This window comes from Streptomyces sp. NBRC 110035, assembly GCF_000829695.1.
In the GTDB taxonomy this organism is placed as follows: domain Bacteria; phylum Actinomycetota; class Actinomycetes; order Streptomycetales; family Streptomycetaceae; genus Streptomyces.
The window spans coordinates 1-25,295 of record NZ_BBNN01000037.1 but is presented as its reverse complement, the minus strand read 5'-3'; the positions used below and the strand labels follow the sequence as shown (position 1 = coordinate 25,295).

Annotated in this window: 14 protein-coding genes and 1 rRNA gene; 11 read left to right on the top strand and 4 right to left on the bottom strand. The window is 72.2% G+C overall.

Annotation, left to right across the window (positions count from 1 at the left end):
- Positions 1–156: 156 nt before the first annotated feature.
- Positions 157–1,038 (top strand): hypothetical protein, encoded by an 882-nt coding sequence (locus TU30_RS25160; RefSeq protein ID WP_042174152.1) that lies wholly within the window; start codon positions 157–159, stop codon positions 1,036–1,038.
- 116 nt (positions 1,039–1,154) lie between these two features.
- Positions 1,155–5,810 carry a hypothetical protein gene (locus tag TU30_RS25155; protein WP_042173953.1) on the top strand — a complete coding sequence of 1,552 codons (4,656 nt, stop codon included), beginning with the start codon at positions 1,155–1,157 and terminating at the stop codon, positions 5,808–5,810.
- Positions 5,811–5,888: 78 nt separating this feature from the next.
- Here the strand turns inward: TU30_RS25155 and TU30_RS25150 are convergent, their stop codons facing one another.
- Positions 5,889–6,521 carry a hypothetical protein gene (locus tag TU30_RS25150; protein ID WP_042173950.1) on the bottom strand — a complete coding sequence of 211 codons (633 nt, stop codon included), beginning with the start codon at positions 6,519–6,521 and terminating at the stop codon, positions 5,889–5,891.
- A gap of 419 nt (positions 6,522–6,940) precedes the next feature.
- Between TU30_RS25150 and TU30_RS25145 the strand changes: the two genes are divergently transcribed.
- From TU30_RS25145 to TU30_RS25115, 6 genes are all read left to right on the top strand, one after another.
- Positions 6,941–9,898 (top strand): nitrate- and nitrite sensing domain-containing protein, encoded by a 2,958-nt coding sequence (locus TU30_RS25145; RefSeq protein WP_042173948.1) that lies wholly within the window; start codon positions 6,941–6,943, stop codon positions 9,896–9,898.
- Entirely contained in the window at positions 9,895–10,329 is a 435-nt protein-coding gene (locus TU30_RS25140) for a roadblock/LC7 domain-containing protein (protein ID WP_042173946.1), read from the top strand. The genes TU30_RS25145 and TU30_RS25140 overlap by 4 nt, the downstream gene beginning before the upstream one ends.
- Before the next feature lie 9 nt (positions 10,330–10,338).
- The gene (locus tag TU30_RS25135; RefSeq protein ID WP_042173944.1) at positions 10,339–10,734 is read left to right on the top strand and encodes a DUF742 domain-containing protein; all 396 of its coding nucleotides are present in this window, start codon (positions 10,339–10,341) and stop codon (positions 10,732–10,734) included.
- A gap of 24 nt (positions 10,735–10,758) precedes the next feature.
- Positions 10,759–14,454: a hydantoinase B/oxoprolinase family protein gene (locus TU30_RS25130; protein WP_042173942.1), complete on the top strand. Its 3,696-nt coding sequence runs from the start codon at positions 10,759–10,761 to the stop codon at positions 14,452–14,454.
- A complete protein-coding gene (locus tag TU30_RS25125) occupies positions 14,435–15,040 on the top strand; it encodes an ATP/GTP-binding protein (RefSeq protein WP_042173940.1) in 606 nt (201 codons plus the stop codon). The genes TU30_RS25130 and TU30_RS25125 overlap by 20 nt, the downstream gene beginning before the upstream one ends.
- An 880-nt stretch (positions 15,041–15,920) precedes the next feature.
- Positions 15,921–16,457, top strand: coding sequence for an NUDIX domain-containing protein (locus tag TU30_RS25115; protein ID WP_042173937.1), 537 nt, complete (start codon positions 15,921–15,923; stop codon positions 16,455–16,457).
- Between the two features lie 67 nt (positions 16,458–16,524).
- Here the strand turns inward: TU30_RS25115 and TU30_RS25110 are convergent, their stop codons facing one another.
- On the bottom strand, positions 16,525–18,891 hold the full coding sequence (locus tag TU30_RS25110; protein ID WP_078878504.1) for a glycoside hydrolase family 31 protein: 2,367 nt from the start codon (positions 18,889–18,891) through the stop codon (positions 16,525–16,527).
- Positions 18,892–19,103: 212 nt separating this feature from the next.
- On the opposite strand from TU30_RS25110, the gene TU30_RS25105 reads away from it, so the two are divergent.
- Together TU30_RS25105 and TU30_RS25100 are read left to right on the top strand one after the other, a co-directional pair.
- Positions 19,104–21,071 carry an acetoacetate--CoA ligase gene (locus TU30_RS25105; RefSeq protein WP_042173932.1) on the top strand — a complete coding sequence of 656 codons (1,968 nt, stop codon included), beginning with the start codon at positions 19,104–19,106 and terminating at the stop codon, positions 21,069–21,071.
- An 87-nt stretch (positions 21,072–21,158) separates the two neighbouring features.
- Positions 21,159–22,046 carry a hypothetical protein gene (locus TU30_RS25100; RefSeq protein ID WP_042173930.1) on the top strand — a complete coding sequence of 296 codons (888 nt, stop codon included), beginning with the start codon at positions 21,159–21,161 and terminating at the stop codon, positions 22,044–22,046.
- Between the two features lie 115 nt (positions 22,047–22,161).
- Here the strand turns inward: TU30_RS25100 and ptsP are convergent, their stop codons facing one another.
- Together ptsP and TU30_RS25090 are read right to left on the bottom strand one after the other, a co-directional pair.
- Entirely contained in the window at positions 22,162–23,832 is a 1,671-nt protein-coding gene (ptsP, locus tag TU30_RS25095; RefSeq protein WP_042173928.1) for a phosphoenolpyruvate--protein phosphotransferase, read from the bottom strand.
- A 76-nt stretch (positions 23,833–23,908) separates the two neighbouring features.
- Positions 23,909–24,358 carry a PTS glucose transporter subunit IIA gene (locus TU30_RS25090; RefSeq protein ID WP_042173926.1) on the bottom strand — a complete coding sequence of 150 codons (450 nt, stop codon included), beginning with the start codon at positions 24,356–24,358 and terminating at the stop codon, positions 23,909–23,911.
- A 558-nt stretch (positions 24,359–24,916) separates the two neighbouring features.
- Here TU30_RS25090 and TU30_RS25085 point away from each other — a divergent pair.
- Positions 24,917–25,295 (top strand): 16S ribosomal RNA (locus TU30_RS25085); the annotation flags it as partial.

Below are 25,295 nucleotides of genomic sequence, written 5' to 3'. Positions count from 1 at the left end.
GTCACCGGTCGCGGCCGACTGCCCCGGGACAGCCGTCCGCATGCTCCGCGCTGTCCGCACGCACCGTGCCGCTCGCACGGGCCGCGCCGCCTTCCCCGGCCTTCCTGTCGTCCCTTCCGCCCCCGTCGTCGTCCTGCGCGAGGAGGACCCGTGTCCGTGACCGAGCATGCCGAGTGGAGCGAGGCGGAGTCCTCCGCCGCACCGGCGGGCGGGGCCGTCACCCCCGCCGACGCCGCCGACGCGGCACGGCTCGTCGCCTTCGGCCTCCAGCCCAGGCTCCAGCCGGCCCGTGACCAAAAGTACGCGGATTTGCTGCGCCGCTACCGCGAGGACCCGCCGTTCGCGCGGCTCGCCGACGCCGTGGCCACCGGCCTCGGCCTGATCGTCCTGGAAGTGTCCCCACGCGCGGGAATGGCCGTGACCGCCGCCGAGGACTCGGTGTTCGCCATCCGCATGGGCGACTACGCGCGGCGCACCTCCGCCGACGGCGGGGACAGGTTCCTGCACGGACTCGCGCACCTCGCCGTCGCCGTCATGGCGTTCCCGCGCCCCGAGGACCTCGCCGACGACGGCTACATCGGGCGGGTCACCGTCAACGGCGTCGACGCCTTCGTGCGCCAGACCTGCCACCGGCTCGAGGAACGCGCCGCGGAGCAGGGCGAGAACACCGACCCGGCCAGTGACGCCCCCGGGCTGGAGACGGCCTGGCGGATCTGGGCGAGACGCAGCGCGACCGGCGCCACCAAGGACGCCCGCAGGCTCGCGGGCTCGACCACCGGCATCGTCGCCAAGGCCGTCACCTTCCTCACCGACTCCGGCTTCCTGCAACGCACCGGCGACGACAACGGCGGCACCTACCGCACAACGGCCCGCTACCAGCTGCAGGTACGCGACCTGGCCGGCAGCGCGGCCCTGGCCGAACTGCTGGAGCTGGGCGTCGTCCCGGTCACCGACGGCACCCCGACCCTGCTGCCCGCAGACAGCGGAGAGGAGCTGGACCTGGTGGCCGACGCAGGACTGCCCTTCCACTCCACCTGAGCCGCCGACCCCGCCGACACCGCGGCCCCGCCGCCCGCCTTCGCGTCCCCCTGTCCTCCGTCCCCGTTTCTTCCTTCCGAGCCACCCCGACCTGCCGAAGACTTCGAGAGTCCGCCATGTACGAGCTGTCCCGGGTCCGCCTCTACTCCATCGGACCCGCCGGTGCGCGCTACGCCGACACCGTGCTTGACCTGCGCGGTGTCGGCGAGACCGTGCCGCAACCCGCGCCGACGCAGGCGGAGTTCTTCGCGGAGGAGCCCGTCGGCCCGCTCCGTCGGCCCGCACCCGCCGGGGTGCTCTTCCTGGAGAACGGCGGTGGCAAGTCCGTCCTGCTGAAGCTGATCTTCTCCGTGATGCTCCCGGGCCACCGCAACACCCTCGGCGGTGCCAGCTCCGGTGTGCTGCGCAAGTTTCTGCTGGCCGACGACTGCGGCCACGTGGCCCTGGAGTGGCAGCACGTGCTGACCGGCGAGTGCGTCGTCGTCGGCAAGGCCAGCGAATGGCGCGGGCGCCAGGTCTCCAACGACCCGAGGAAGTTCGCCGAGGCCTGGTACTCCCTGCGGCCCGGCCCGGGGCTCAGCCTGGACAACCTTCCCGTCGCCGAGGCCACCTCCGTACGGCCGCCCGCCGACGGCCAGTCGGGCGCGCGGGGCCGCCGCCGCACCATGAAGGGCTTCCGGGACGCGCTCACGGAGGCGGGCCGGACGTATCCGCACCTGGAGGTCCACTGGGAAGAGACCCACGAGCGCTGGACCGAGCACCTCGGCGAGCTGGGACTCGACCCCGAACTCTTCCGCTACCAGAGGGAGATGAACGCCGACGAGGGCGAGGCCGCCGGCCTCTTCGCGGTCAAGAAGGACTCCGACTTCACCGACCTGCTGCTGCGCGCGGTCACCGACACCCGTGACACCGACGGTCTCGCCGACCTGGTCGGCGGCTTCGGCAACAAACTCGGCCGACGCGCCGAGCTGATCGCCGAACGGGACTTCACCGCCGGGTCCGTCGAACTGCTCGGCCGGATCGTCGAAGCCGCCGGCGCCCGTACCCGGGCGCGCGAGATCCACACCGCCGCCGAGCGCCGTACCCGCACCCTGGCCCGCAGGCTCTCCGCGCGCGGCCACCAGGAACGCGTCCGCGCCGCCGACCTCGCCCACCGGGTCACCACCGCCGCCCGCACCGTGACCAGGGCCGGGGCGGAGCGCGAGCACAGCGCGCTGATCTCCGCGGAGATCGCCTACCGGCACGCCTCCCTGGCGCTGGCCGCGACCGAGAAGTCCGCCGCCGCCCAGAAGCGTGAACTCGCCGACGCACGCACCCTGTACGCGGCCTGGCAGGCCGCCGAGGCGGCGCTGCGCCACCGGGCCGCCGCCGACAGGGTCGCCAGGGTCTCCGCCGCGATCCAGGAGGCCGAGCGGGACGCGGCGCCCGCACTCGCCGCCCGTGCCAAGGCCGCCGTCGACCTCGTACATGCCCTGCACACGGCGGCCCGGAACGCCGAGAACCTCGCCAACGAGGAGGAGGAGCGGTCCGCCGCTCTCCAGGAGGTCAGCGACACGGCCCACCGCGACGCCACCTCCGCCGCGACCGAGACGCAGCGCGCCCGCAGCGAGATCGGCCACCTCCGGCAACGGCTTGCCGAGGTCGAGCAGGAGACCACCGAGGCCGTCCGGGCCGGCTGGCTCGACGACAGCGCCCCCGACGCCGACCCGGCCCGCGCCGCCCTCGCGGCCAGCGACGCGGAGAAGACCGCGGTCGCCGCCTGGGAGGCGGCCCGTGAGGCCTCCCACCGGGCGACCGAGCACGCGCGTGAGGCCGCCGCGGGCGAGGCCCGCGCAGAACTCACCGCCGCCCGCGCGGCGGACGCGGCCACGGCGGCCGGCCGCGCCCACGAGGGCGAGCTGCGCACCGCCCAGGCCCTGGCCGCCGAGGAACGCCCGGCCGAACTGCTCGGCCTGGCCGGTACCGGGCCCCGCCCGTCCGTTCCGATGCCCCGGCCCGGCACGGACACCGAACCGGGCGGCACCCCCGTCACCGAAGGCGCCCTCACCGCCACGGAACTGGACCGCTTCGCCGACGACCTGCGCGAACTGCTCGAGGAGGCGGTCTCCTCCGCCGAACGGCAGCTGTTCGAACTGCGCACCGCCGCCGCCGACGACGCCCGCATCCTCGGCGCCCTCGGCGACGGCGGATTGCTGCCGCCGGGGCCGGATGTGCTGGCCACGGTCGAGTTCCTCGGCGAGCACGGCATCCCCGCCCTGCCCGGCTGGCGTTACCTCGCCCAGGCGGTCGACCCCGCCGACCACGCGCGCGTGCTCGCCGCCCGCCCTGAACTGGTCGACGGCGTCGTCATCACCGACCCGGACTCCCACACCCGTGCCCGTGAGGTCCTGAGCGGCGCCGCCCTGCTGCCCCGCTCCGCGGTCGCCGTCGGCACGGCTGCCGCCCTCCTCGCGCCGACCCCGGCACCGGCACCGGAGGCGGACACCGGCGATGTCTTCCTCGTACCGCCGAACCCGGCCATGCACGACGAACACGCCGCCGACGAGGAACGGCAGACACTGCGCGCCCGTGCGACCGCCCGTGACGAGGAGATCCGGGCGCTCGCGGCACGGCTCGCCAAGGACCGCGAACTGACCGCGCGGCTCACCTCCTGGCGCACCGGCTGCCCGGCCGGCCGGCTCACCGAACTGGCCCGCGCCGCCCACGAGGCCCGCGTCTTCGCGCAGGAGTCGGAGGCGGAGCTGGCCGAGGCACGCGCCGTGCGGGCGGAGGCCGAGGAGGCCGCGGCCGAGGCCGCCCGGGTGCGTGACGAGCGCCAGGAGGCCGCGCAGAAGGCCAGGCGCGCCGCCGACGCTCTCGCCGGACTCGCCTTCCGGCTCCGCGAACGGGCAGGCTGGCAGGCCGGTCTGCGCGAACTGGCCGACGACGCCACCGAGGCGGAGGCCCGCGCCCAGGCCTGCCTGGAGCGGGCGCGGGCCGCCGACGAGGACCGGCGCGGCGCACAGCGGGCCGCCGACGACGCCCGGCGCACCGCGCGTGCGCTGCGTGCCGAGCGTTCCGAGATCGCCGGCGCCCCCGACGACGTGTCCGACGACGTACCCGGGGCCGGCACCGAGCCGCCGCGGATCTCTCTGCCTGCCCTCCGGGAGGCCTACCGTGCCGCGTCCCAGGTGTACGAGAAGGTCGGTGTCGGCGCCGACCTGCGCGCCGAGCAGGCACGCGCGGAGAGCGACGAGAGCGCGGCCCGCGCGGAGCTGGACCGACTGAGCAACAAGGTCCGCAACCGCGCGGAGCAGCTGCTCGAGTCCACCGACGGCTCGGACGGCCCCAGCCGGCAGGCCGCCGCCGCCCGTGCCGAGGAACTGGTGCAGCTCCTGGAGACCCGCATGACGAGCGCGAGCGAGCAGCTCGGGCGGCTGCGCGGCGAGGCCGAGCGGCTGGCGCCCGAGGGCGGCGACCGGCACACCGCGCTTCCCGAGGAGATGGTGCCGCGCGACGCCGAGCACGCACAGGCGCTGCTGCGGAACGCCACGGCCGAACTGGCCACCCGGACGGAGGAGCTGGACAACGCCAGGGAGATCCACGGCGAACTCCTCGACGCGCACCGCGCCGCCGAGGACGCGGCCGGAGGATTCGACGAGATCGCCGCCATGCTCCGCGACCTGCTGCGGGAACACGCATCCGAGGAGGAGCCGGAGCAGCCCGACCCCTATTCCGGCAACCCGGAGGAGGCCCGCCGGTCCGCCGCGGAGGCCCGCAGGTCACTCCGCGGCTGCGCCGCCGACCTGTCGGCCGCCGAGTCCGCGGTGCGTGAAGCGAGCGATATCCTGGTGCGGCACGCCAACTCCACACGCTACGAGCAGGTCCGCACCCCGGCGCGGCAGCAGATCCGGGAACTGCCCGCCTCCGCGCTGCCCGAGCACGCCCAGAAGTGGGCGGACGCCTTCGCGCCCCGGCTCCGGGTCCTCAGCGACGAACTGGAACAGCTGGAACGCAACCGCGACTCGATCGTGGACCGGCTCAGAGGGCTCGTCGAGTCGGCCCTCGCCACTCTGCGCTCCGCCCAGCGGCTGTCCCGGCTGCCCGAAGGGCTCGGCGAGTGGTCCGGGCAGGAATTTCTGCGCATCCGCTTCGAGGAACCCGACCAGGCGACCCTCACCGAGCGGCTCGGCGAGGTCGTCGACGAGGCGACCCGCGCGGCCGTCCGTAAGAACTCCGACCTGCGCCGCGACGGGATGTCCCTGCTGCTGCGCGGAGTCGCCGCCGCCGTCCGGCCGAAGGGCATCGCCGTCGAGATCCTCAAACCGGACGCGGTGCTGCGCGCGGAGCGGGTGCCCGTCGGACAGATGGGCGACGTGTTCTCCGGAGGGCAGCTGCTCACCGCCGCCATCGCCCTGTACTGCACGATGGCCGCGCTGCGCTCCAACGACCGGGGACGCGACCGGCACCGGCACGCCGGGACCCTGTTCCTCGACAACCCCATCGGCCGCGCCAACGCCACCTACCTGCTGGAGCTCCAGAGGGCCGTGGCCGACGCGCTCGGGGTGCAGCTCCTCTACACCACCGGCCTGTTCGACACGACGGCCCTCGCGGAGTTCCCCCTGGTCATCCGCCTGCGGAACGACGCAGACCTGCGAGCGGGCCTCAAGTACATCAGCGTCGAGGAGCACTTGAGGCCGGGCCTGCCCCGGGAGACCTCCGAGGAGGAAGCCGTGCACAGCGAGATCACGGCCACCCGGATGTTCAAGAGGCCCGCCCCGGCGAACGGTTGACCGGGCAGGCTCTCCCCGCTGCCCCGGGCCTGCCCGCGTGTTCCCGCAGCCCGGCGGAGCAGCAGGGGGAGGGCGGGATCAGGGGTGGGACAGCTGACCGGTGCCGCCGCCCTGCCGGCGTATGCGCGCCTGCGCACGCTGCGCGGACCGCTCCTGGCGACGGGCATGGCGCCGCTCGCGCCGCAGGCCCCGCGCGGTGCTGCTGGGTGCGGACACCACGCCGTTGCGCTGGTTCCAGACCTGGCGGGTCACCCACACGTCGAGGACACCCCAGGTGGCCAGGATGGTGCTGACGACACTGCTGATGACCATGGGGAACGCGAGCCAGGAACCGGCGAGCGTGCAGAGGAAGGCCACCATGGCCTGAATCAGCGTGATCGCGACGATGATGACCGCCCGCACGGCCGACGTACGCACCGGATCCGGCAACCGGCGCCGCCGCGCGGGCTCCTCGGCCCACAACGGCCGGTGGTTCGGCCGCCGGGGGGCCTCGGTCCGAACGCGGTCGTTCCCACCGGTGGTTCCGGCAGGCGGTGTCCCGGTCGCACCCGCCGGCACCCGGTCGGTCCCGGTCGCCGGAAGGTCCCGGGCGCCGGCCGCCCCTCTTCCGGCCGAGGGCTCGCCGCGGTTCGGAGTCCCGGTGTCCGGCCGCTCCACCACCCGTGCCCCCGCGTCGCCCTCGGGCGACCTGTACCGCTCCGCCGTGCCCATCAACGTGTCACTCCCCACCGCCGGCAGACCGCTTTCCCGGGCTCGAAGACCCGGTTCCCCAACGACTGCCCGGCTTGCACTGATTTAAGCCGCCCGGATGCGGGACGTGGCTCCTGTGGCCGATTCCGTCCCCACCGCCCACAGAGAAGGACGAACGGCACGTCACAAAGATTCCCGCGTATGGAAAGGAATCGGCCAAAACCCTACCCGCGGGCGCTACGGCCCAGCCCGTCGGCCCCCTGTGAACCGGGAGTCAATCTCACACAATGCCCGGACAACTCGCCATGTCTCGCCGTCGGTGCGGAAGTTCGGATTCCGGAGAGCTCTTCGAGTTGGCCGTGACGCGGTAGTAGGCTCGCGCCGTTTATTGACGCACATGTGTGCTCCTGGCTGTTCCGGGAGCCGAGCTGGGGGAGGCCATGCGCTTTCGCGGGAAGTCCATCCGCCGGAAGATCGTGGCGCTGCTTCTCGTGCCGCTGGTGTCCCTGACGACGATCTGGGCCTTCACCACCGTGCTGACGGGCCGTGAGGCAAGCCATCTGTTCGATGTGTCGTCGGTGATGGAAGAGGTCGGTTACCCCGTGGAGGACACCGTCCGCGTCCTCCAGCAGGAACGCCGCCAGACCCTCGTCCACCTTGCCGACCCGCGTGCCTCCGACGGACTCGCCGCACTCCGCCGCAGCCGGATCGCCACCGACAAGGCCGTCGACAGCGTGCGGGAGAACGCGGCGAAACCCGATGTGCGTGAGGCGATGGGCCAGGACACCGAAGCACTGAACGCGGTACTGGACTCCCTCGAGGGCATCGAGTCCCTGCGCCGCAGTGTCGAGGACGGCACCGTCGACCGCTCCCAGGCCCTCGACCTCTACAACGGGCTGGTCGACCCGTGCTACATCCTGTTGGCCGATTTGCACGTGGTCGACGACGTCGGGCTGGACAAGCAGTACCGCGCCCTCGTCAGTCTCGCCCGCGCCCGTGAACTCCTCGCCCGCGAGGACGCCCTGCTCGGCTCCGCCCTCATCGTCGGTACGCTCTCCCCCTCCGAGGTCCGGGACATCTCCGACTTCATGGCCCAGCGCACGCTGCTGTACGGCGTCGGCCTGCCGCAGCTGCCCGCGTCGGAACGGGACCGCTACGAGAGCTTCTGGAAGAACGCGGCGTCCGCTCCGCTGCGGGTCGCCGAGGAAGCGGCCGTCTCCTCCGGCACCGGTCCGCCCCGCGGGATCACCGCGAAGAGCTGGGACACCGCGGCCGGTCATGTGCTCGGGGAACTCGCCACCCTCAACGACCAGGCGAGTGACCGCTACCAGGACCGCGTCCGCCCCGTCGCCATGGGCGTCATCACCCAGGCCGTCGTCGCCGGCCTCCTCGGACTCGTCGCCCTGCTGGTCTCGCTCGTCCTGTCCGTGCGCGTCGGCCGCGGCCTCATCCGCGACCTGCGGCACCTGCGTCTGGAGGCCCACGAGGCGTCCGGGGTGCGACTGCCCGGTGTGATGCGCCGCCTCTCCGCGGGCGAACAGGTGGACGTCGAGACCGAGGTACCCCGCCTGGAGTACGACAGGAACGAGATCGGCGAGGTGGGCCAGGCCCTCAACACCCTGCAGCGCGCCGCCGTGGAGGCGGCCGTCAAGCAGTCCGAACTGCGCGCGGGCGTTTCGGAGGTCTTCGTCAACCTCGCCCGTCGCAGCCAGGTCCTGCTGCACAAGCAGCTCACCCTCCTCGACACCATGGAGCGCAGGACCGACGACACCGAGGAACTCGCCGACCTGTTCCGCCTGGACCACCTCACCACCCGTATGCGCCGGCACGCCGAGGGTCTGGTGATCCTGTCCGGCGCCGCGCCCTCCCGGCAGTGGCGCAAGCCCGTCCAGCTCATGGACGTCGTGCGCGCCGCCGTCGCCGAGGTCGAGGACTACGAGCGCATCGAGGTCCGCCGGCTGCCGCGGGTCGCCGTCACCGGCCCCGCCGTCGCCGACCTGACCCATCTGGTGGCCGAACTCCTGGAGAACGCGACGGTGTTCTCCCCGCCGCACACCGCAGTCCAGGTCCTGGGGGAGCGCGTGGCCAACGGCTTCACCCTGGAGATCCACGACCGGGGTCTCGGCATGGCCGCCGAGGCGCTGCTCGACGCCAACCTGCGGCTCGCCGAGACACCGGAGTTCGAGCTCTCCGACACCGACCGGCTCGGACTGTTCGTGGTCAGCCGTCTCGCACAGCGGCAGAACGTCCGGGTCTCGCTGCAGCCGTCTCCCTACGGCGGCACCACCGCGGTCGTCTTCATCCCGGACGCGCTCCTCACCGACGACGTCCCCGACACCAACGGCGTCGGCTTCCGTCTCGACCGGCCCCGGCGCGCCAAGGACCGGCAGCCGGAGGACAGCCGCCGCCTCGCGCTCTCCCAGGTGCCCGCCCAACCGCCGGGACTGCCCGCCGCGCTCCTGGACGGCCCGGTCGAACTCGAGGCACCCGTCGGTCTGGACGCCCTCGACGACTACCCGGACGCGCCCGCGGACGAGGACGACGAGCACGGCGGCCTGTTCGGGCGCCGCCGCTTCCCGTCCCGCACCAAGGAGGACCGGCCGGGCCACCGCCACGAGCCCCAGCAGCAGGCCCCCGGCAAGGGCAACGGCGTCGGAGCGGACCTGGACACGGAAGGACGGACGGAGGCCCCGTTCCGCAGGGGAACGCCCAAGCTGGTCAGCTCCCACGGACGCCCCGTCGGCGACGAGCACGCCCGCCGGGAACGGACGGACCAGGACACCGGCACCCCGTCCGCCCGCCCGGAGCAGGAACCGGCGCCCGTACTGCCGGCCCGCCGCCGAGGTGAGCAACCCTCCCCGAACCGGGATCCGGGGCCCTCCGAGGGCGAGAAGCCGCCGCCCCTGCCCGCCCGTCGGCGGGGGGCGGCGTCCCGTCCCCGCATCGGCGCACACGCCGGAGACCGTCCCGCGGACCGGGCGCCCCACGGCCCCGTCGCCCCGGCCGCCGGTGACTTCCCGGACGGTCCCGCACGCCCCGCGGTCGCGGCCGACCCCCGCCAGGAACACTCCGCGGCGGATCCGGGCTCGGGCAGCGCCCCGCAGGACACAGGCACCGGAGGCCCGGCCGGCCCCGCCTCGCTGCCCCGGCGCGTACGGCAGGCCAGCCTCTCTACTCAGCTCAAACGGAGCGCGCCACGACGGAACGAGGAGAGATCCCAGCCCGTCGAACGGGATGCGGAGGAAGTGCGCAGCCGCATGGCCTCGCTCCAGCGCGGCTGGCAGCGCGGCCGTGAGGAGAACGCCACGCGCGACAACACCTCCGGCGGGGCAGTCCCACGAGAAACGACCAGAACCGACCAGAACCGACCAGGAACGGCTAAGGGGGACGGTCGATGACCGCACCGCACACGACCGGCCACGCCGGCGACGGCAAGGGGGAGCTCAACTGGCTCCTCGACGACCTCGTGGCCCGCGTCGCGAGTATCCGAAAGGCCGTCGTGCTCTCCGGCGACGGCCTCGCCACAGGGGCCTCCCAGGACCTCACCCGCGAGGACAGCGAACATCTGGCCGCCGTCGCCTCCGGATTCCACAGCCTCGCCAAGGGGGTGGGCCGCCACTTCGAGGCAGGCAGCGTCCGCCAGACCATCGTCGAACTCGACGAGGCGTTCCTGTTCGTCACCGCCGCCGGAGACGGCAGCTGTCTCGCCGTATTCGCCGACGCCGACTCGGACGTCGGGCAGGTCGCCTACGAGATGACCCTCCTGGTGAAGCGGGTCGGGCCGCATCTGGATTCCGAACCGCGTACCGATCTGCCCCCGGGTGGGTAGTGGGACGGCATGAGCGCTGACGGCGAGGGAAGAAGCCACTGGTTCGACGACGAGGCCGGACCGGTCGTCCGTCCGTATGCCATGACGCGGGGCCGCACCTCGAGTGCGGCCCAGCACCGCCTCGACCTGATCGCAGTGGTCGTCACCGAACCCGACGCCGACGATCCGGAGACGGACCCCACACTCTCCCCGGAACACGTCGACATCGTCGAACTGTGCCGTGCCACTCCGCAGACGGTCGCGGAACTCGCGGCGGAACTGGACCTGCCGATCGGAGTGGTACGCGTCCTCGTCGGTGATCTCGTCGACCTGGAAACCGTCCACGTGAACCGGCCCGTCCCCCCTGCCGAACTGCCGGACGAGAGTATTCTGCGCGACGTGATCAACGGCCTCCGGGCGCTGTGAGCGGCACGGAAGCGAGGTACTGACGTGACAGGCTGGCAGTTCTGGGTCGACCGGGGCGGCACCTTCACCGACATTGTCGCCCGCCGCCCCGACGGGCGGCTCCTCACCCGCAAACTGCTGTCGGACAACCCGGCCCCCGACCGGCCCGGACCTCCCCCCGGCGAGGCGCAACCCGCCGCCGACGCGGCGGTCGCGGGCGTCCGCGAACTGCTGGCCGGCTCCCGCGATCCTGTCGAGTCCGTACGCATGGGAACCACGGTCGCCACCAACGCCCTCCTGGAGCGCACCGGCGAACGCACCCTCCTGGTCGTCACCCGCGGCTTCCGCGACGCCCTGCGCATCGCCTACCAGGACCGCCCCGCCATCTTCGCCCGCCGCATCGAACTGCCCGAGCTGCTGTACGAACGGGTCGTCGAAGTGGACGAACGTGTCGCCGCCGACGGCACCGTCCTGCGCGCCCCCGACCTCGCCGCCCTCGGCGGGCCGTTGCAGCGGGCCCACGCCGACGGCATCCGCGCCGTCGCCGTGGTCTGCATGCACAGTCACCTCCACCCTGCCCACGAACAGGCGGTCGGGGAACTCGCCGCCCGCATCGGCTTCCCGCAGATCTCGCTGTCCAGCGAGGTCAGCCCGCTGATGCGACTCGTCCCGCGCGGGGACACGGCCGTCGTCGACGCCTACCTCTCGCCCGTGCTGCGCCGCCACGTCCGGCAGGTGGCCGACGCACTCGACGGCGTACGGCTGATGTTCATGCAGTCCAACGGCGGCCTCGCCGAAGCCGCCCAGTTCCGCGGCAAGGACGCTGTCCTGTCCGGTCCGGCCGGCGGCATCGTCGGGATGGCCCGCATGTCGCAGCTCGCCGGCTTCGACCGGGTCATCGGCTTCGACATGGGCGGCACCTCCACCGACGTCTCCCACTTCGCCGGGGACTACGAACGCGTCTTCACCACACAGATCTCCGGTGTCCGGCTGCGCGCTCCCATGCTGGACATCCACACCGTCGCCGCAGGCGGCGGCTCGGTCCTCCACTTCGACGGCTCCCGCTACCGCGTGGGCCCGGACTCGGCCGGCGCCGACCCCGGCCCCGCCTGCTACCGGGCCGGCGGACCGCTCGCCGTCACCGACGCCAACGTCATGCTCGGACGCATCCAGCCCGCCCACTTCCCCGCGGTGTTCGGCCCGAACGGCGACCAGCCCCTCGACGCCGGACTCGTCCGCGACCGCTTCACCATCCTCGCGCGCGAGATCCGCGAACGGACCGGCGACGACCGCACCCCGGAGCAGGTCGCCGAGGGCTACCTGCGGATCGCCGTCGCCGACATCGCCGTCGCGGTGAAGCGGATCTCCGTCCAGAAGGGCCACGACATCACCCGTTACACCCTCACCACCTTCGGCGGTGCGGGCGGACAGCACGCGTGCAAAGTCGCCGACTCCCTCGGTGTCCGTACCGTCCTGGTGCCGCCCATGGCGGGTGTCCTCTCCGCGCTCGGCATCGGTCTGGCCGACACCACGGCCATGCGCGAACACTCCGTCGAGGCACCCCTGGAACCCGCCGAGATGCCCGGCATCCACCGGATCGCCGACGACCTGGAAGCGGCGGCCCGCGCCGAACTCCTTGCCGAGGACGTCCCCGAGGACCGGATCGAGGCCACCCGGCGCGCACAGCTCTGCTACGACGGCACCGACACCACCCTCACGGTCGAACTGACCGACCCCACCGTCATGCGCCGCGCCTTCGAAGAACGTCATCGCGCCACCTACTCCTTCACGCTCGACCGCCCGATCGTCGTCGAAGCCCTCTCCGTCGAAGCCACGGGCATCACCGAGCCCCCCGATCTCTCCGCCCTCGCCCCCTACGAAGGCCGCCCCGCCGTTGCGCGCCCCGTCCGCCTCCACACCGGCGGCACCTGGCGCGACGTCCCCCTCCACCGCCGCGAGGACCTTCCGCCCGGCGAGGCGGTCACCGGCCCGGCGATCATCACCGAGGCCGGCGCCACGACCGTCGTCGACGAAGGCTGGCGGGCCGCTCCGAACCAGGACGGGCATCTGGTCATGGAACGCGTCGAGATGACGCGGAGTTCCGGTCCGGGCACGGAAACGGACAGGGGGGCCGCCCCGGAAGTCGACCCGGTGATGCTTGAGATCTTCAACAACCTCTTCATGTCCATCGCCGAACAGATGGGCGCCCGCCTCGAGTCCACCGCCCAGTCCGTCAACATCAAGGAGCGCCTGGACTTCTCCTGCGCCCTCTTCGACCCGGACGGAAACCTGGTGGCCAACGCCCCCCACATCCCCGTCCACCTGGGCTCGATGGGCACCGGCGTCAAGGAGGTCATCCGGCGGCGCGGCTCCACCATGCGCCCGGGTGACACCTACGCCGTGAACGACCCGTATCACGGCGGCACCCATCTCCCCGACGTCACCGTGATCACCCCGGTCTTCGGCACCGGGCCCGTCGGCACCACGCGGGGTGACAGGAAGGTCCTCTTCCACGTCGCCTCCCGCGGCCATCACGCCGAGATCGGCGGCATCGCCCCGGGGTCCATGCCCGCCGGCAGCCGCAGCATCGACGAGGAAGGCGTCCTCTTCGACAACTGGCTGCTCGCCGAGAACGGCCGGTTCCGCGAGGAGGAGACCCTCGGCCTCCTGACCGACGCCCGGTACCCCTCCCGCAACCCGCAGACCAACCTCGCCGACCTGCGCGCCCAGATCGCCGCCAATCGGAAGGGCGTCGACGAGGTCGGCCGGATGATCGAGAACTTCGGCCTCGACGTGGTCCAGGCGTACATGCGGCACGTCCAGGACCACGCCGAGGACTCGGTACGCCGCGTCATCGACACCCTCGGGGACGGCGAGTACGCCTACGAGACCGACTCCGGCGCCGTCATCCGCGTGAGCGTGCGCGTGGACCGCGCGGACCGCTCCGCCACCATCGACTTCACGGGCACCACAGCGCAGTTGCCCACCAACTTCAACGCTCCCTTCTCGGTCGTCAACGCGGCAGTCCTGTACGTCTTCCGCACCCTGGTCGGCGACGACATCCCGCTCAACGACGGCTGCCTGCGGCCGCTGCGGATCATCGTGCCGCCCGGCTCCATGCTGGCCCCCCGGTCACCCGCCGCCGTCGTCGCGGGCAACGTGGAGACCTCCCAGAGCATCACCGGCGCTCTCTACGCGGCGCTCGGCATCCAGGCCGAGGGCTCCGGCACCATGAACAACGTCACCTTCGGCAACGACCGCCACCAGTACTACGAGACCGTCGCCTCCGGCTCGGGCGCGGGGGACGGTTTTCCCGGATCCTCCGTCGTGCAGACCCACATGACCAACTCGCGCCTCACCGACCCCGAGGTCCTGGAGTGGCGACTGCCCGTCCGCGTCGACGCGTTCGCCGTGCGCGCGGGCAGCGGCGGAGCAGGCCGGTGGCGCGGCGGGGACGGCGCGGTCCGCCGCATCCGGTTCCTGGAACCCATGACCGTTTCCACGTTGTCCCAGCACCGCAGGGTCCCCCCGTACGGCATGGCGGGCGGCGCCCCCGGGGCGCTCGGCGCCAACCGGATCGACCGCGCGGACGGTTGCGTCACCCCACTCGACGGCAGCGATTCGGCGGACGTCCACCCCGGCGACGTGCTCGTCGTCGAAACCCCCGGCGGTGGCGGCTACGGTCCACCGCGGGACCTTCACCGAGCAGGAGAAAAGTACGATGATCTTCGGGCGTTCTGAGCGCGGCAAGCCACCGGTCGAGCCCGTCACACTCAAGATCCTGGTGGCCGGCGGCTTCGGCGTGGGCAAGACCACGCTCGTCGGCGCGGTCAGTGAGATCAGGCCGCTGCGCACCGAGGAACTGCTCACCGAGGCAGGGCGCCCGGTCGACGACCTCAGCGGGGTGGAGGCCAAGAACACCACCACGGTGGCCATGGACTTCGGACGCATCACGCTCCGCGAGGATCTGGTGCTGTACCTCTTCGGCACGCCCGGCCAGGAGCGGTTCTGGTTCATGTGGGACGAGCTCGCCGAGGGCGCCCTCGGCGCCGTCGTCCTCGCCGACACCCGGCGGCTGGAGGACTGCTTCGCGGCCGTCGACTACTTCGAGCGGCGCTCCATACCGTTCCTCGTCGGCGTCAACTGCTTCGAGGGAGCAGCGCGTTACCCGGCCGAGGACGTCCGCCGGGCGCTCGATCTCGACCCGGACGTACCGCTCCTGATGGGTGACGCCCGGGACCGCGAGTCGGTCAAGACCGTCCTCGTCGGCGTCGTCCAGCACGCCATGGCACAGGCGGCGCAGCGCCGCCAGGCCGTCACCACCTGAACCGGAGGCGGTCCCGGACCTTCTCCGGCCAGTGCCACGGCCCTCTCCGTACCGTGCGGGACCGGACGGGTACGGACAGCCGCGCGGACGGCGCGAACAGCTCGCCCCGCGTCAACCGGGCACCGTGCGCCGGCGCTGCCGCGTACTGGCTCTTCGTCTCCACGCCCTCCGCGGCGGGCACCGCCCCGACTCGTCGCACAGCGTCCGCCTCGCGCACGCGGCGTCGTACAGTGCGGCCGGCCCACCGAGGCCGGCGGGGGTGCCGGCGAACACGTTGACGTGAAGGGGAGACAGCGTCTCCTGCGGACCGCTGCTCGGGGGCAGCAGGCACGGGCCAGGCCCTCGCCTGCCTCCGGACGGGCGCGTGTCTCCAGGCCCGCCGCCCCGCCGGTCGTCAGGTCGGCCACCGGCGGGAGGGTGAAGCGAAGGCCGCCCGTCCAGGAGCGCACGGGAGCATGACGACGCCTCCACCAGGCCGCCTTCCCGGCATCACGCATTGCGGCAACGGCCTTCCCCTCGTGGGAAGAAGACCCGGGCGCAGCCCGAACAGCGGGTGCCGAGGAGCCGGAATCCGCCCTCGTCCTCGGCGGACCATCCCGCGGTCACCGGTGTGCGCTCACGTGTCACAGCACCTCCACGGGGCACAGCTTTGACACCGGCACCCCGACCAGAACTCCCGACGGGTCGTCAGGAGCGTGCCATGACCGAGCGGGCAAGGGCAGGACGCTTCCCCGCAGACCCCGCAGCCTGATGGACGCAGAAGACATGACACGACTCTCCGCCGCTCTCCGGTGTCCCGGGGGCCGCTCACCGGCCACCGCTGAACAGCCCCCGGACACTCCCCGGAGACGCCTCCGCCCCGATCGGCTACAGTCCGCGCGTGCCCAGAACCCAGACCCCCGGCCCTGATCCCGTGCCGGACTCCCACTGCTCGAGCTGCGGCACGCCCTTCGGCGAGGGCGTCTCGGGCTGGCCCCGCACCTGCCCGGCATGCGGCACCGCCACCTATCGCAACCCGCTGCCGGTCGCGGTCGCCCTCCAGCCCGTGTACGACCCGAAGGGCACCGCCCTCGTCGTCGTCACCCGGACCATCGCCCCCGCGCGCGGAGGCACGGCCCTGCCCGGCGGTTACATCGACGACCGGGAGGACTGGCGCCAGGCCGTCGTCCGCGAACTCCGGGAGGAGACCGGCATCGACGTGGCGAGCCGGGAGGTACGACTTGCCGACGCCATGAGCTCGCCCGACGGACACCTGCTGCTGTTCGGGCTGCTCCCGGAACGTCCCGCGGAAGGGCTGCCGCCGCCGGACGCCACGGACGAGACGGAGGGCCGGCGCCTGCTGCGGCGCGCGGAGGAACTCGCCTTCCCGCTGCACACGCGTGCCGTGCGGGCCTGGTTCGAGGGACGGTACATCTGACGCGACGCCGCGCCTCGGTCCCGCCGTCCGCAGGCCCGGCCGGGAGGCGGGCCGTGCCCCGCCCCGATCAGTCGGGCCCCAGCCCACGGACGCGCACCGGGTGGGGGAAGCGGCCGGTGCCGTTCTCGCTCTCCCGCTCGACCACGATCCGGGAGCCCGCCCGGCGGGCGGTGTACCGCTCGAGGTCCGGCTCCTCCCAGCCGTCGCCGGCGTCCGCGACGACCGTCCCGCCGCCGGTCCGCCCCCTGACGGGCGCCCACACCTCCAGTTCCAGCCCCCCGTCCTCCCCGCACACGGGAATGACGGAGCCCGCGCGGGCGAACACCGGAGCGCGGTCCAGGGGCGCATCGACCACCACCTGAGCAGGCCCGTCGAACGCCCGGCCCGTCGCCGTCTCGTACCAGCGCCCGCCGGGCAGCCGTACCGTACGCCGCTCCACACCCGGATCCAGCACCGGTGCCACCAGCAGGCTGTCGCCCAGCAGGAAGGCGTCCTCGCAGTCGCGCAGCCCCCGGTCCTCCGGCGCCGACCACCACAGCGGCCGCACATAGGGAGCCCCGGTACGCCGGGCCAGATGCGCCAGAGTCACGAAGTACGGTTGCAGCCGCCGGCGCTCGACGAGGACCGCGCGCGCGTGCGCCAGCACCTCGGTACCGGACTCCCACGGCTCCCTGTGTCCTGTACCCGTCCCCGCGCGGGTGCGGAACAGCGGCAGATGGGCGCCCAGCTGGAGCCACCGCAGATACAGCTCGGGAGACGGATGTCCGCCGGTGCCGCCGACGTCCGGCCCCGTGTAAGGGACCCCGCACAGCCCGAGCCCCAGCACCAGGGCCAGCGAGGCCCGCAGACCGGGCCAGCCCGTGGCCACTTCCCCCGACAGGATCCCGCCGTAGCGCTGCATGCCGGCCCAGCCCGAGCGCGAGAACAGGAACGGCCGCTCCTCGGGCAGCAGCGCCCGCAGGCCCTCGTGAGCCGCCCTGGCCATGCACAGTGCGTACACGTTGTGCGCCTCGCGGTGATCACCGTCCCGTCCGTCCAGGGCGTGACGGGCCGAGCGGGGGAGCGTCGGCTCCCCGAACGCGGTGAACGACATCGGCTCGTTCATGTCGTGCCAGAAGCCCGCGAACCCCTGCTCCAGCCGCTCCGCGTACAGATCGCCCCACCACGCGCGCACGCGCGGGTGGGTGAAGTCGGGGAAGACCACGTCCCCGGGCCGGGACACACCCTGGACGACGTCTCCCGACGCGTCGCGCACGAACGCGTCCCGGGCCGCCCCCGCGTCGTACACGGCACGGCCGTCCCCGGCAGGGACCGCAGGGCCGACGACCGACACCAGCCGGATCCCGTCCCGCCGCAGCTCGTCGGCCAGCGCCGACAGCTTGGGAAACCGCTCCTGGTCCACGGTGAACCCCTGGTGGGCGTCGTGGTGGCCGCTGCCGAGGTGGACGGCGTCGAGCGGCAGCCCGTGCTCCTGGTGGCCGGCGACGGTCCGCCGCACCTCCTGCTCACCGTCGTCGCCCCACCGCGCGTGATGATGTCCGAGGGCCCACGCGGGCGGCAGCGCGGGAGCACCGGTCAGTGACGCCCAGGCGAGCAGCACCCGCGCGGGAGTGCCCACCACCACCCAGCAGCGCAGCGGCCCTCCGTCCATCCGCAGCTCGCTGGTCCCCGCCCGGTCGTGCCCGGAACCGGAGCCCTCCTCTCCCTCCCGCAACGTGACGGTGCCGTCCCACGAACTGTCGTGGAACGCGAGATGCGTGCCCGCGTCGGCCACCACCAGCTGCACCGGCATCGTGACGGGCGGCGGAGCGTCGCCAGGCCCGAAACCGAGACCGGGACCCGTGTTCCACAGCCGGTAGGTACCGTCCCGCAGCCACGGCCCCGAGGCCCGCCCACCGAGCCCGAAGAACCGTGCGTCGGCACGTACCTCGGACCGCTGCATCCAGCGTGGCGGGCCTCCTGCCACCGGCTCCCACCACCGCGGTGGCAGCTCCCGACGCAGCACCACGCCTCCCGGAGTGAGTACCTCCACCGCGCCGTGCCTCGAGACGGCGACCGTCACCCGCTCGGCGACCACCCGCCAGCCGCCGTCGGTGTCCGGCTCCAGCACCGCTCGCGGATCCGGTTCGGGACAGCGCCCGGCCAGTGCGTACGACGGCTCCGGAGCCGCCCCGTCCCAGCCCCAGAAGACGGCCCCGTTCACGGCGACCCGGATCCGCAGCTCGGCACGGCCGAACCGGACGACACCCCCTCCGGGCCCGGGCTCCACCTCCCGCACCGGCCCGGGAACACGCGCGCGCTCCGCACCGCGGGGCGGCAGCCCGGTGGCATCGGCCCGCCGCCTGCGCCACGCTGCCCGTACGGTACGCAAACCCTGCGCCGTCCCCACCGAGCCCACCGATTTCACCGAACGCACCAGGTCACGACCGTCCATGGTGCTCACCCTGCCACTGCCGGCACCTCGCGGGAGTGTCGTTCAACTGCCGTTCACCCATGATCGGACCACATCTTCACGACCGGGACCGTGTGGGCCGTCCTCTGGTACGGAAGACGATCACGTGGCATCGTCCCTGTCAGCCGCGTCACGCGCACACCCCAGCCCGTGCGCGCGGGACGCACACGACGCGCACAGTCCGGGAGCCGCCCATGTCGACCGTGAACCCCCAGCCGCTCTGGCAGCCAGATCCGGAACGCATCGCCCGTGCCCGGATCACCCGGTTCCACACATGGGCGGCCGAGCACCACGGCGCGCCCGCCGAGGGCGGCTACGCGGAACTGCACCGCTGGTCCGTGGACGAGCCGGAAACCTTCTGGAAGGCCGTCACGGAGTGGTTCGACGTCCGCTTCTCGACCCCCTACACGCGCGTGCTGGGCGACCGCTCGATGCCCGGCGCCCAGTGGTTCCCCGGTGCCACCCTCAACTACGCCGAACACGCCCTCCGCGCGGCCGCGGCCCGCGCAGAGGAGCCGGCGCTCCTCCACGTCGACGAGACCCACGACCCGAAACCTGTCACCTGGACCGAACTGCGCCGCCAGGTCGGCTCCCTCGCCGCCCGACTGCGCGCCCTCGGCGTACGTCCCGGCGACCGCGTCAGCGGCTACCTGCCCAACATCCCGCAGGCCGTAGTCGCCTTCCTGGCCACCGCGGCCGTGGGCGGCGTGTGGACCTCCTGTGCGCCCGACTTCGGCGCCCGCAGCGTGCTCGACCGCTTCCAGCAGGTCGAGCCGGTCGTCCTGTTCACCGTCGACGGCTACCGCTACGGGGGCAAGGAGCACGACCGCCGGGACGTCGTCGCCGAACTGCGCCGAGAACTGCCCACCCTGCGCGCCGTCGTGCACATCCCCCTGCTCGGCACGGACGCCCCCGACGGCACACTCGACTGGCAGGCCCTGACCTCCGCGGACACCGAACCGGTCTTCGAGCAGGTGCCCTTCGAGCACCCCCTCTGGGTGCTCTACTCCTCCGGCACCACCGGGCTGCCGAAGGCGATCGTCCAGTCCCAGGGCGGCATCCTGGTCGAACACCTCAAGCAGCTCGGACTCCACTGCGACCTGGGCCCCGAGGACCGCTTCTTCTGGTACACGTCGACCGGCTGGATGATGTGGAACTTCCTCGTCTCCGGCCTGCTCACCGGAACGACGGTCGTCCTGTACGACGGCAGCCCCGGCTACCCGGACACGGGTGCCCAGTGGCGGATCGCCGAACGCACCGGCGCCACCCTCTACGGCACCTCCGCCGCATACGTCATGGCCTGCCGCAAGGCGGGCGTGCACCCCTCGCGCGACTTCGACCTCTCAGCGGTGCAGTGCGTCGCCACCACCGGCTCCCCCCTGCCGCCCGACGGTTTCCGCTGGCTGCACGACGAGGTGCGTGACGACCTGTGGATCGCCTCCGTCAGCGGTGGTACGGACGTGTGCTCCTGCTTCGCCGGTGCCGTACCCACCCTTCCCGTCCATGTCGGCGAGCTGCAGGCACCCTGTCTCGGCACCGACCTGCAGTCCTGGGACCCGGGCGGCAGGTCCCTGACCGACGAGGTCGGCGAGCTCGTTGTCACCAACCCGATGCCGTCCATGCCGATCCGCTTCTGGAACGACCCCGACGGCAGCCGCTACCACGACAGCTACTTCGACACCTACCCCGGCGTCTGGCGCCACGGCGACTGGACCACCCTCACCTCCCGGGGGTCCGTCGTCATTCACGGCCGCTCCGATTCCACGCTCAACCGCCAGGGCGTCCGCATGGGGTCGGCGGACATCTACGAGGCCGTCGAGCGCCTTCCCGAGATCAAGGAATCCCTCGTCATCGGCATCGAACAGCCCGACGGCGGCTACTGGATGCCCCTGTTCGTCCACCTGGCACCGGGAGCCGTACTTGACGAGGACCTGGCGGGCCGCATCCGGCAAACCATCCGTGAGGAGCTGTCCCCACGCCACGTCCCCGACGAGATCATCGAGGTGCCCGGCGTCCCGCACACCCTGACGGGCAAACGCATCGAGGTCCCGGTCAAACGCCTTCTCCAGGGCACCCCGCTGGAGAAGGCGGTCAACGCCGGCTCCGTCGACAATCTGGATCTGCTCACCTTCTACGAGGACCTGGCCCGCGAACGAGCCTGAACCCACCCCGGCCGCCGGGTCCCCGACGCCGTTGTCAGTACCCCCGATTACTGTGAGTGAGCATTGATCGACCGTGCAGGGGGAGACATGACGTACGCCGACCACCGAACCATGCGACGCGTCCTGCGCCGCGAAATCGCGGGCACCATCGGGCTGCTCACCGACGAACACGACTTCCGCGCCATGCGGCACTACCGGAGCTTCACCTTCGACGACCACCGTACGTATCTCGAGCACATGGAGGCCCTCCTCAGGTCCCGTGCCCTGCAGGGCAGCCACACCACACTGGCCCTCTTCGACCCCGAGGAGTACGCGGAGTTCTGCGCACAACGCGGCCTCGACCCGGACAGCCACGCCAGCCGCACCCGCTTCACGGCCGAACTGGCGGCCACCGGCCCCACCGTCTCCTACGAGGGACAGCCCCTGACCGACCTCCTGCCCGCCCTCGTCGACGAGGGCGTCCGCCAGGCGACCTGGGAGTACGCGGCCATGCTGCTCGCCCGTCTCGGCGCCTGCCCCACGTGCGGAGAGGACCTGGGAGGCGAGGCCTTCGCCCGCGCCTCCCAGCTGGTCGTCCGCATCCTCGAAACGGCAGGTCCTGGAAGTCGGCACCTCGTCTGCAGCGTCGCCGGACCCCCCGAGACCCTGGTCGCAGTCCTCCACGCCGACGACAACGGCGGGCATCTCGAACTGGACGACGCCGAGATCCTCGAATTCACCACGGTGCTGGCCGTCGGCCTTGCCACCGACAGCCCGGGCGGGCTCGTCATGCGGACCACCGCCCCGGGCGCCCCCGACCGCGTTCACGGCTGGCGGTTGCGCGTCCAGGGTCTCGAACCCCTCACCGCGGGCGAGGTGTTCGACGCCTACTGCACCGACGTCGAATCGGGAGACCTCATCTCGCCGGAGTCCAACGTCGACTACTGCGAGCCACCCGACCTCGGGGAAGGCCCGCCTCCGAGCCACCGCCACTGAACCCTGAGCGGGTAGCGGGTGGCGGGGCCACGGAAAGGGGCGCCCCTTGAGCGGAGCGCCCCTCCGGGAACAGCAGCGGCGGTCGTCGGTCCGCCCGACGCATCCTGCTTGCCCGCTACTCGCCCGACAGTACGGCCTGAGCAGCTCTACGGGCCTCCTCGGCGCTGTCCGTCGCACGGGCCGCCGCCGCGGCCCGCTCGCACTGCGCCAGAGTGAACTTCGCCAGCGCCGCCCGCACATAGGGAATGGACGCCGCCCCCATGGAGAGGGAGGTGACACCCAGACCGGTCAGCACCGAGGCGAGCAGCGGGTCGGACGCGGCCTCGCCGCAGACACCACAGCTCTTGCCCTCGGCCTTCGCGGCCTCCGCCGACAGCGCGATCAGGTCGAGCAGCGCGGGCTGCCACGGATCCTGCAGCCGGGACACCGCACCCACCTGACGGTCCGCGGCGAACGTGTACTGCGCGAGGTCGTTCGTCCCCAGCGACAGGAACTCCACCTCCCGCAGGATCGAGCGCGCCCGCAGCGCGGCCGACGGAATCTCGACCATCGCGCCGAACTTCGCGTGCAGGCCCGCCTCACGGCACGCGTCGGCGAAGGCCTTGGCGTCCGCGCGGTCCGCCACCATCGGGGCCATCACCTCAAGGTGGACGGGCAGCCCCTCCGAGGCCTTGACCAGGGCCGAAAGCTGGGTGCGCAGCACCTCGGGGTGGTCGAGCAGCGACCGCAGACCGCGTACGCCCAGTGCCGGGTTGGGCTCGTCCGACGGGGTGAGGAAGTCCAGAGGTTTGTCCGCGCCCGCATCCAGCACCCGCACGACCACACGGCCCTCGGGGAACGCTTCGAGCACCTGACGGTAGGCCGAGACCTGCTTCTCCTCGGAGGGAGCGTTCCTGCTGTCGTCCAGAAAGAGGAACTCGGTACGGAAGAGACCGACACCCTCCGCGCCCGCCTCGACCGCGGCCGGCACGTCCGCCGGACCGCCGATGTTCGCCAGCAGCGGCACCGTGTGACCGTCCGCGGTCACACCGGGGCCGGTCGACGCGCCGAGCGCCGCCCGGCGCTCGGCCGCAGCGGCCTCGAGCTGCCCCTTCTTCTCCTCGCTCGGGTTCACGAAGATCTCACCGGTACTGCCGTCGACGGCGATCAGCGTCCCCTCGGGGAGTTCACCGGCACCGGGCAGGGCCACCACGGCAGGCACACCGAGCGCCCGGGCCAGGATCGCGCTGTGACTGGTGGGCCCCCCTTCCTCGGTCACGAAACCGAGCACCAGGGCCGGGTCCAGCAGCGCCGTGTCCGCCGGCGCGAGGTCACGGGCCACCAGAACGTAGGGCTTGTCGCTGTCCGGGACACCCGGCATCGGCACGCCGAGCAGCCGGGCGACGATGCGGTTCCGCACGTCGTCGAGGTCGGCCACACGGCCCGCCAGATACTCACCGGCAGCGGCCAGCAGGTCACGGTAGGCGGCGAACGCGTCGTACACCGCACGCTCGGCGGTGCTGCCTTCGGCGATGCGACGTTCCACGTCCGTCATCAGCTCGGGGTCCTGGGCCATCATGGCCTGGGCCTCGAGCACCGCCTGGGCTTCTCCGCCCGCGAGGTTGCCGCGCGCCATCAGATCGGCCGCCACCGCCTCCACGGCCTTGCGGGCGCGCCCCTGCTCACGCTCCGCCTCCTCAGTCGGGATCTGCCTGGCCGGCGGCTCGAGCACCGCCGTTCCCATGTGCCGAACCTCGCCGATCGCCACACCATGGCTCACGCCGACGCCTTGCAGCGTTGTCTCCATCTCACTGTCTCCGGTAGTGCGACGTTTCCGCCGCTGTGTGGGTTGCCCTGCCGGCCGTCGGGAGACGGCATCGGTGTTACTTCCAGAGGAAGAGGCGTTCGCCGGCCTTCACCTCGCTGTCGTCGCGCAGTTCGGAGAGGGCCTCCACCATGGCGTCCAGGGCCACGACCGGGCACACCGGGGACTTACCGGAGGCCTCGACTGCGGCAGGGTCCCAGCGCACGATGCCCTGACCGCGGGTCACGGTGTCGCCCTTGTGGACGAGCAGTTCGAAGCCGTCACCGTTGAGCTGCACGGTGTCGATGCCGAGATGGGTGAGCACGCCGTGCCCGTTCTCGTCGACCACGACGAACGCGTGCGGGTGCAGAGAGACGACGACACCGTCGACGGGTGAGACAGCCGTGGACGGCTCCCGTACGGGGTCGATCGCCACACCCGGGCCGACCATGGCCCCGGAGAAGACGGGATCGGGCACGGAGTCGAGTCCGATCGCCCGTCCTGCGAGCGGGGACGTCACGGTGGTCATGGGAAGCCTCCCAGGGGCGGAGATTCATAGGGGCCCGTCACTGTCGGTCTCGGACGGCGCACTGTGATGCAGCGTATGTCACCGGTAGTACCGGTTCCGTGCGAGAGGCCCGATTAGAGGTCTAGACCACATCTTCTTGCTGATTTGCACCCGCCGCGCGGCCCCCTGTACAGTCGAGGACCTGCCTGGGGCCGAACGACGTGATCTCACGTCACTGTCCCGCAGTAAATCCAACTTGCAGATCCTATCCCGGGGTCATCTTCTGCGTGCTCGCAGGACGGTGGTCAGGGGGCCGGAGAAACACTGGTAGTGTTGGAGACACCGAAGGGAAGCGCCCGGAGGAAAGCCCGAGAGGGTGAGTACGAAGGAAGCGTCCGTTCCTTGAGAACTCAACAGCGTGCCAAAAATCAACGCCAGATATGTTGATACCCCGTCTCCGGCCGTTCGGCCGGGACGAGGTTCCTTTGAAACAAACACAGCGAGGACGCTGTGAACGGCCGGGCCCATTCCGCCCGACCGTTCCGCTCTCGTGTGTGCTCTCCCGATCACGGGAAAACATTCACGGAGAGTTTGATCCTGGCTCAGGACGAACGCTGGCGGCGTGCTTAACACATGCAAGTCGAACGATGAACCACTTCGGTGGGGATTAGTGGCGAACGGGTGAGTAACACGTGGGCAATCTGCCCTTCACTCCGGGACAAGCCCTGGAAACGGGGTCTAATACCGGATAACACTTCCACTCGCATGGGTGGGGGTTAAAAGCTCCGGCGGTGAGGGATGAGCCCGCGGCCTATCAGCTTGTTGGTGAGGTAACGGCTCACCAAGGCGACGACGGGTAGCCGGCCTGAGAGGGCGACCGGCCACACTGGGACTGAGACACGGCCCAGACTCCTACGGGAGGCAGCAGTGGGGAATATTGCACAATGGGCGAAAGCCT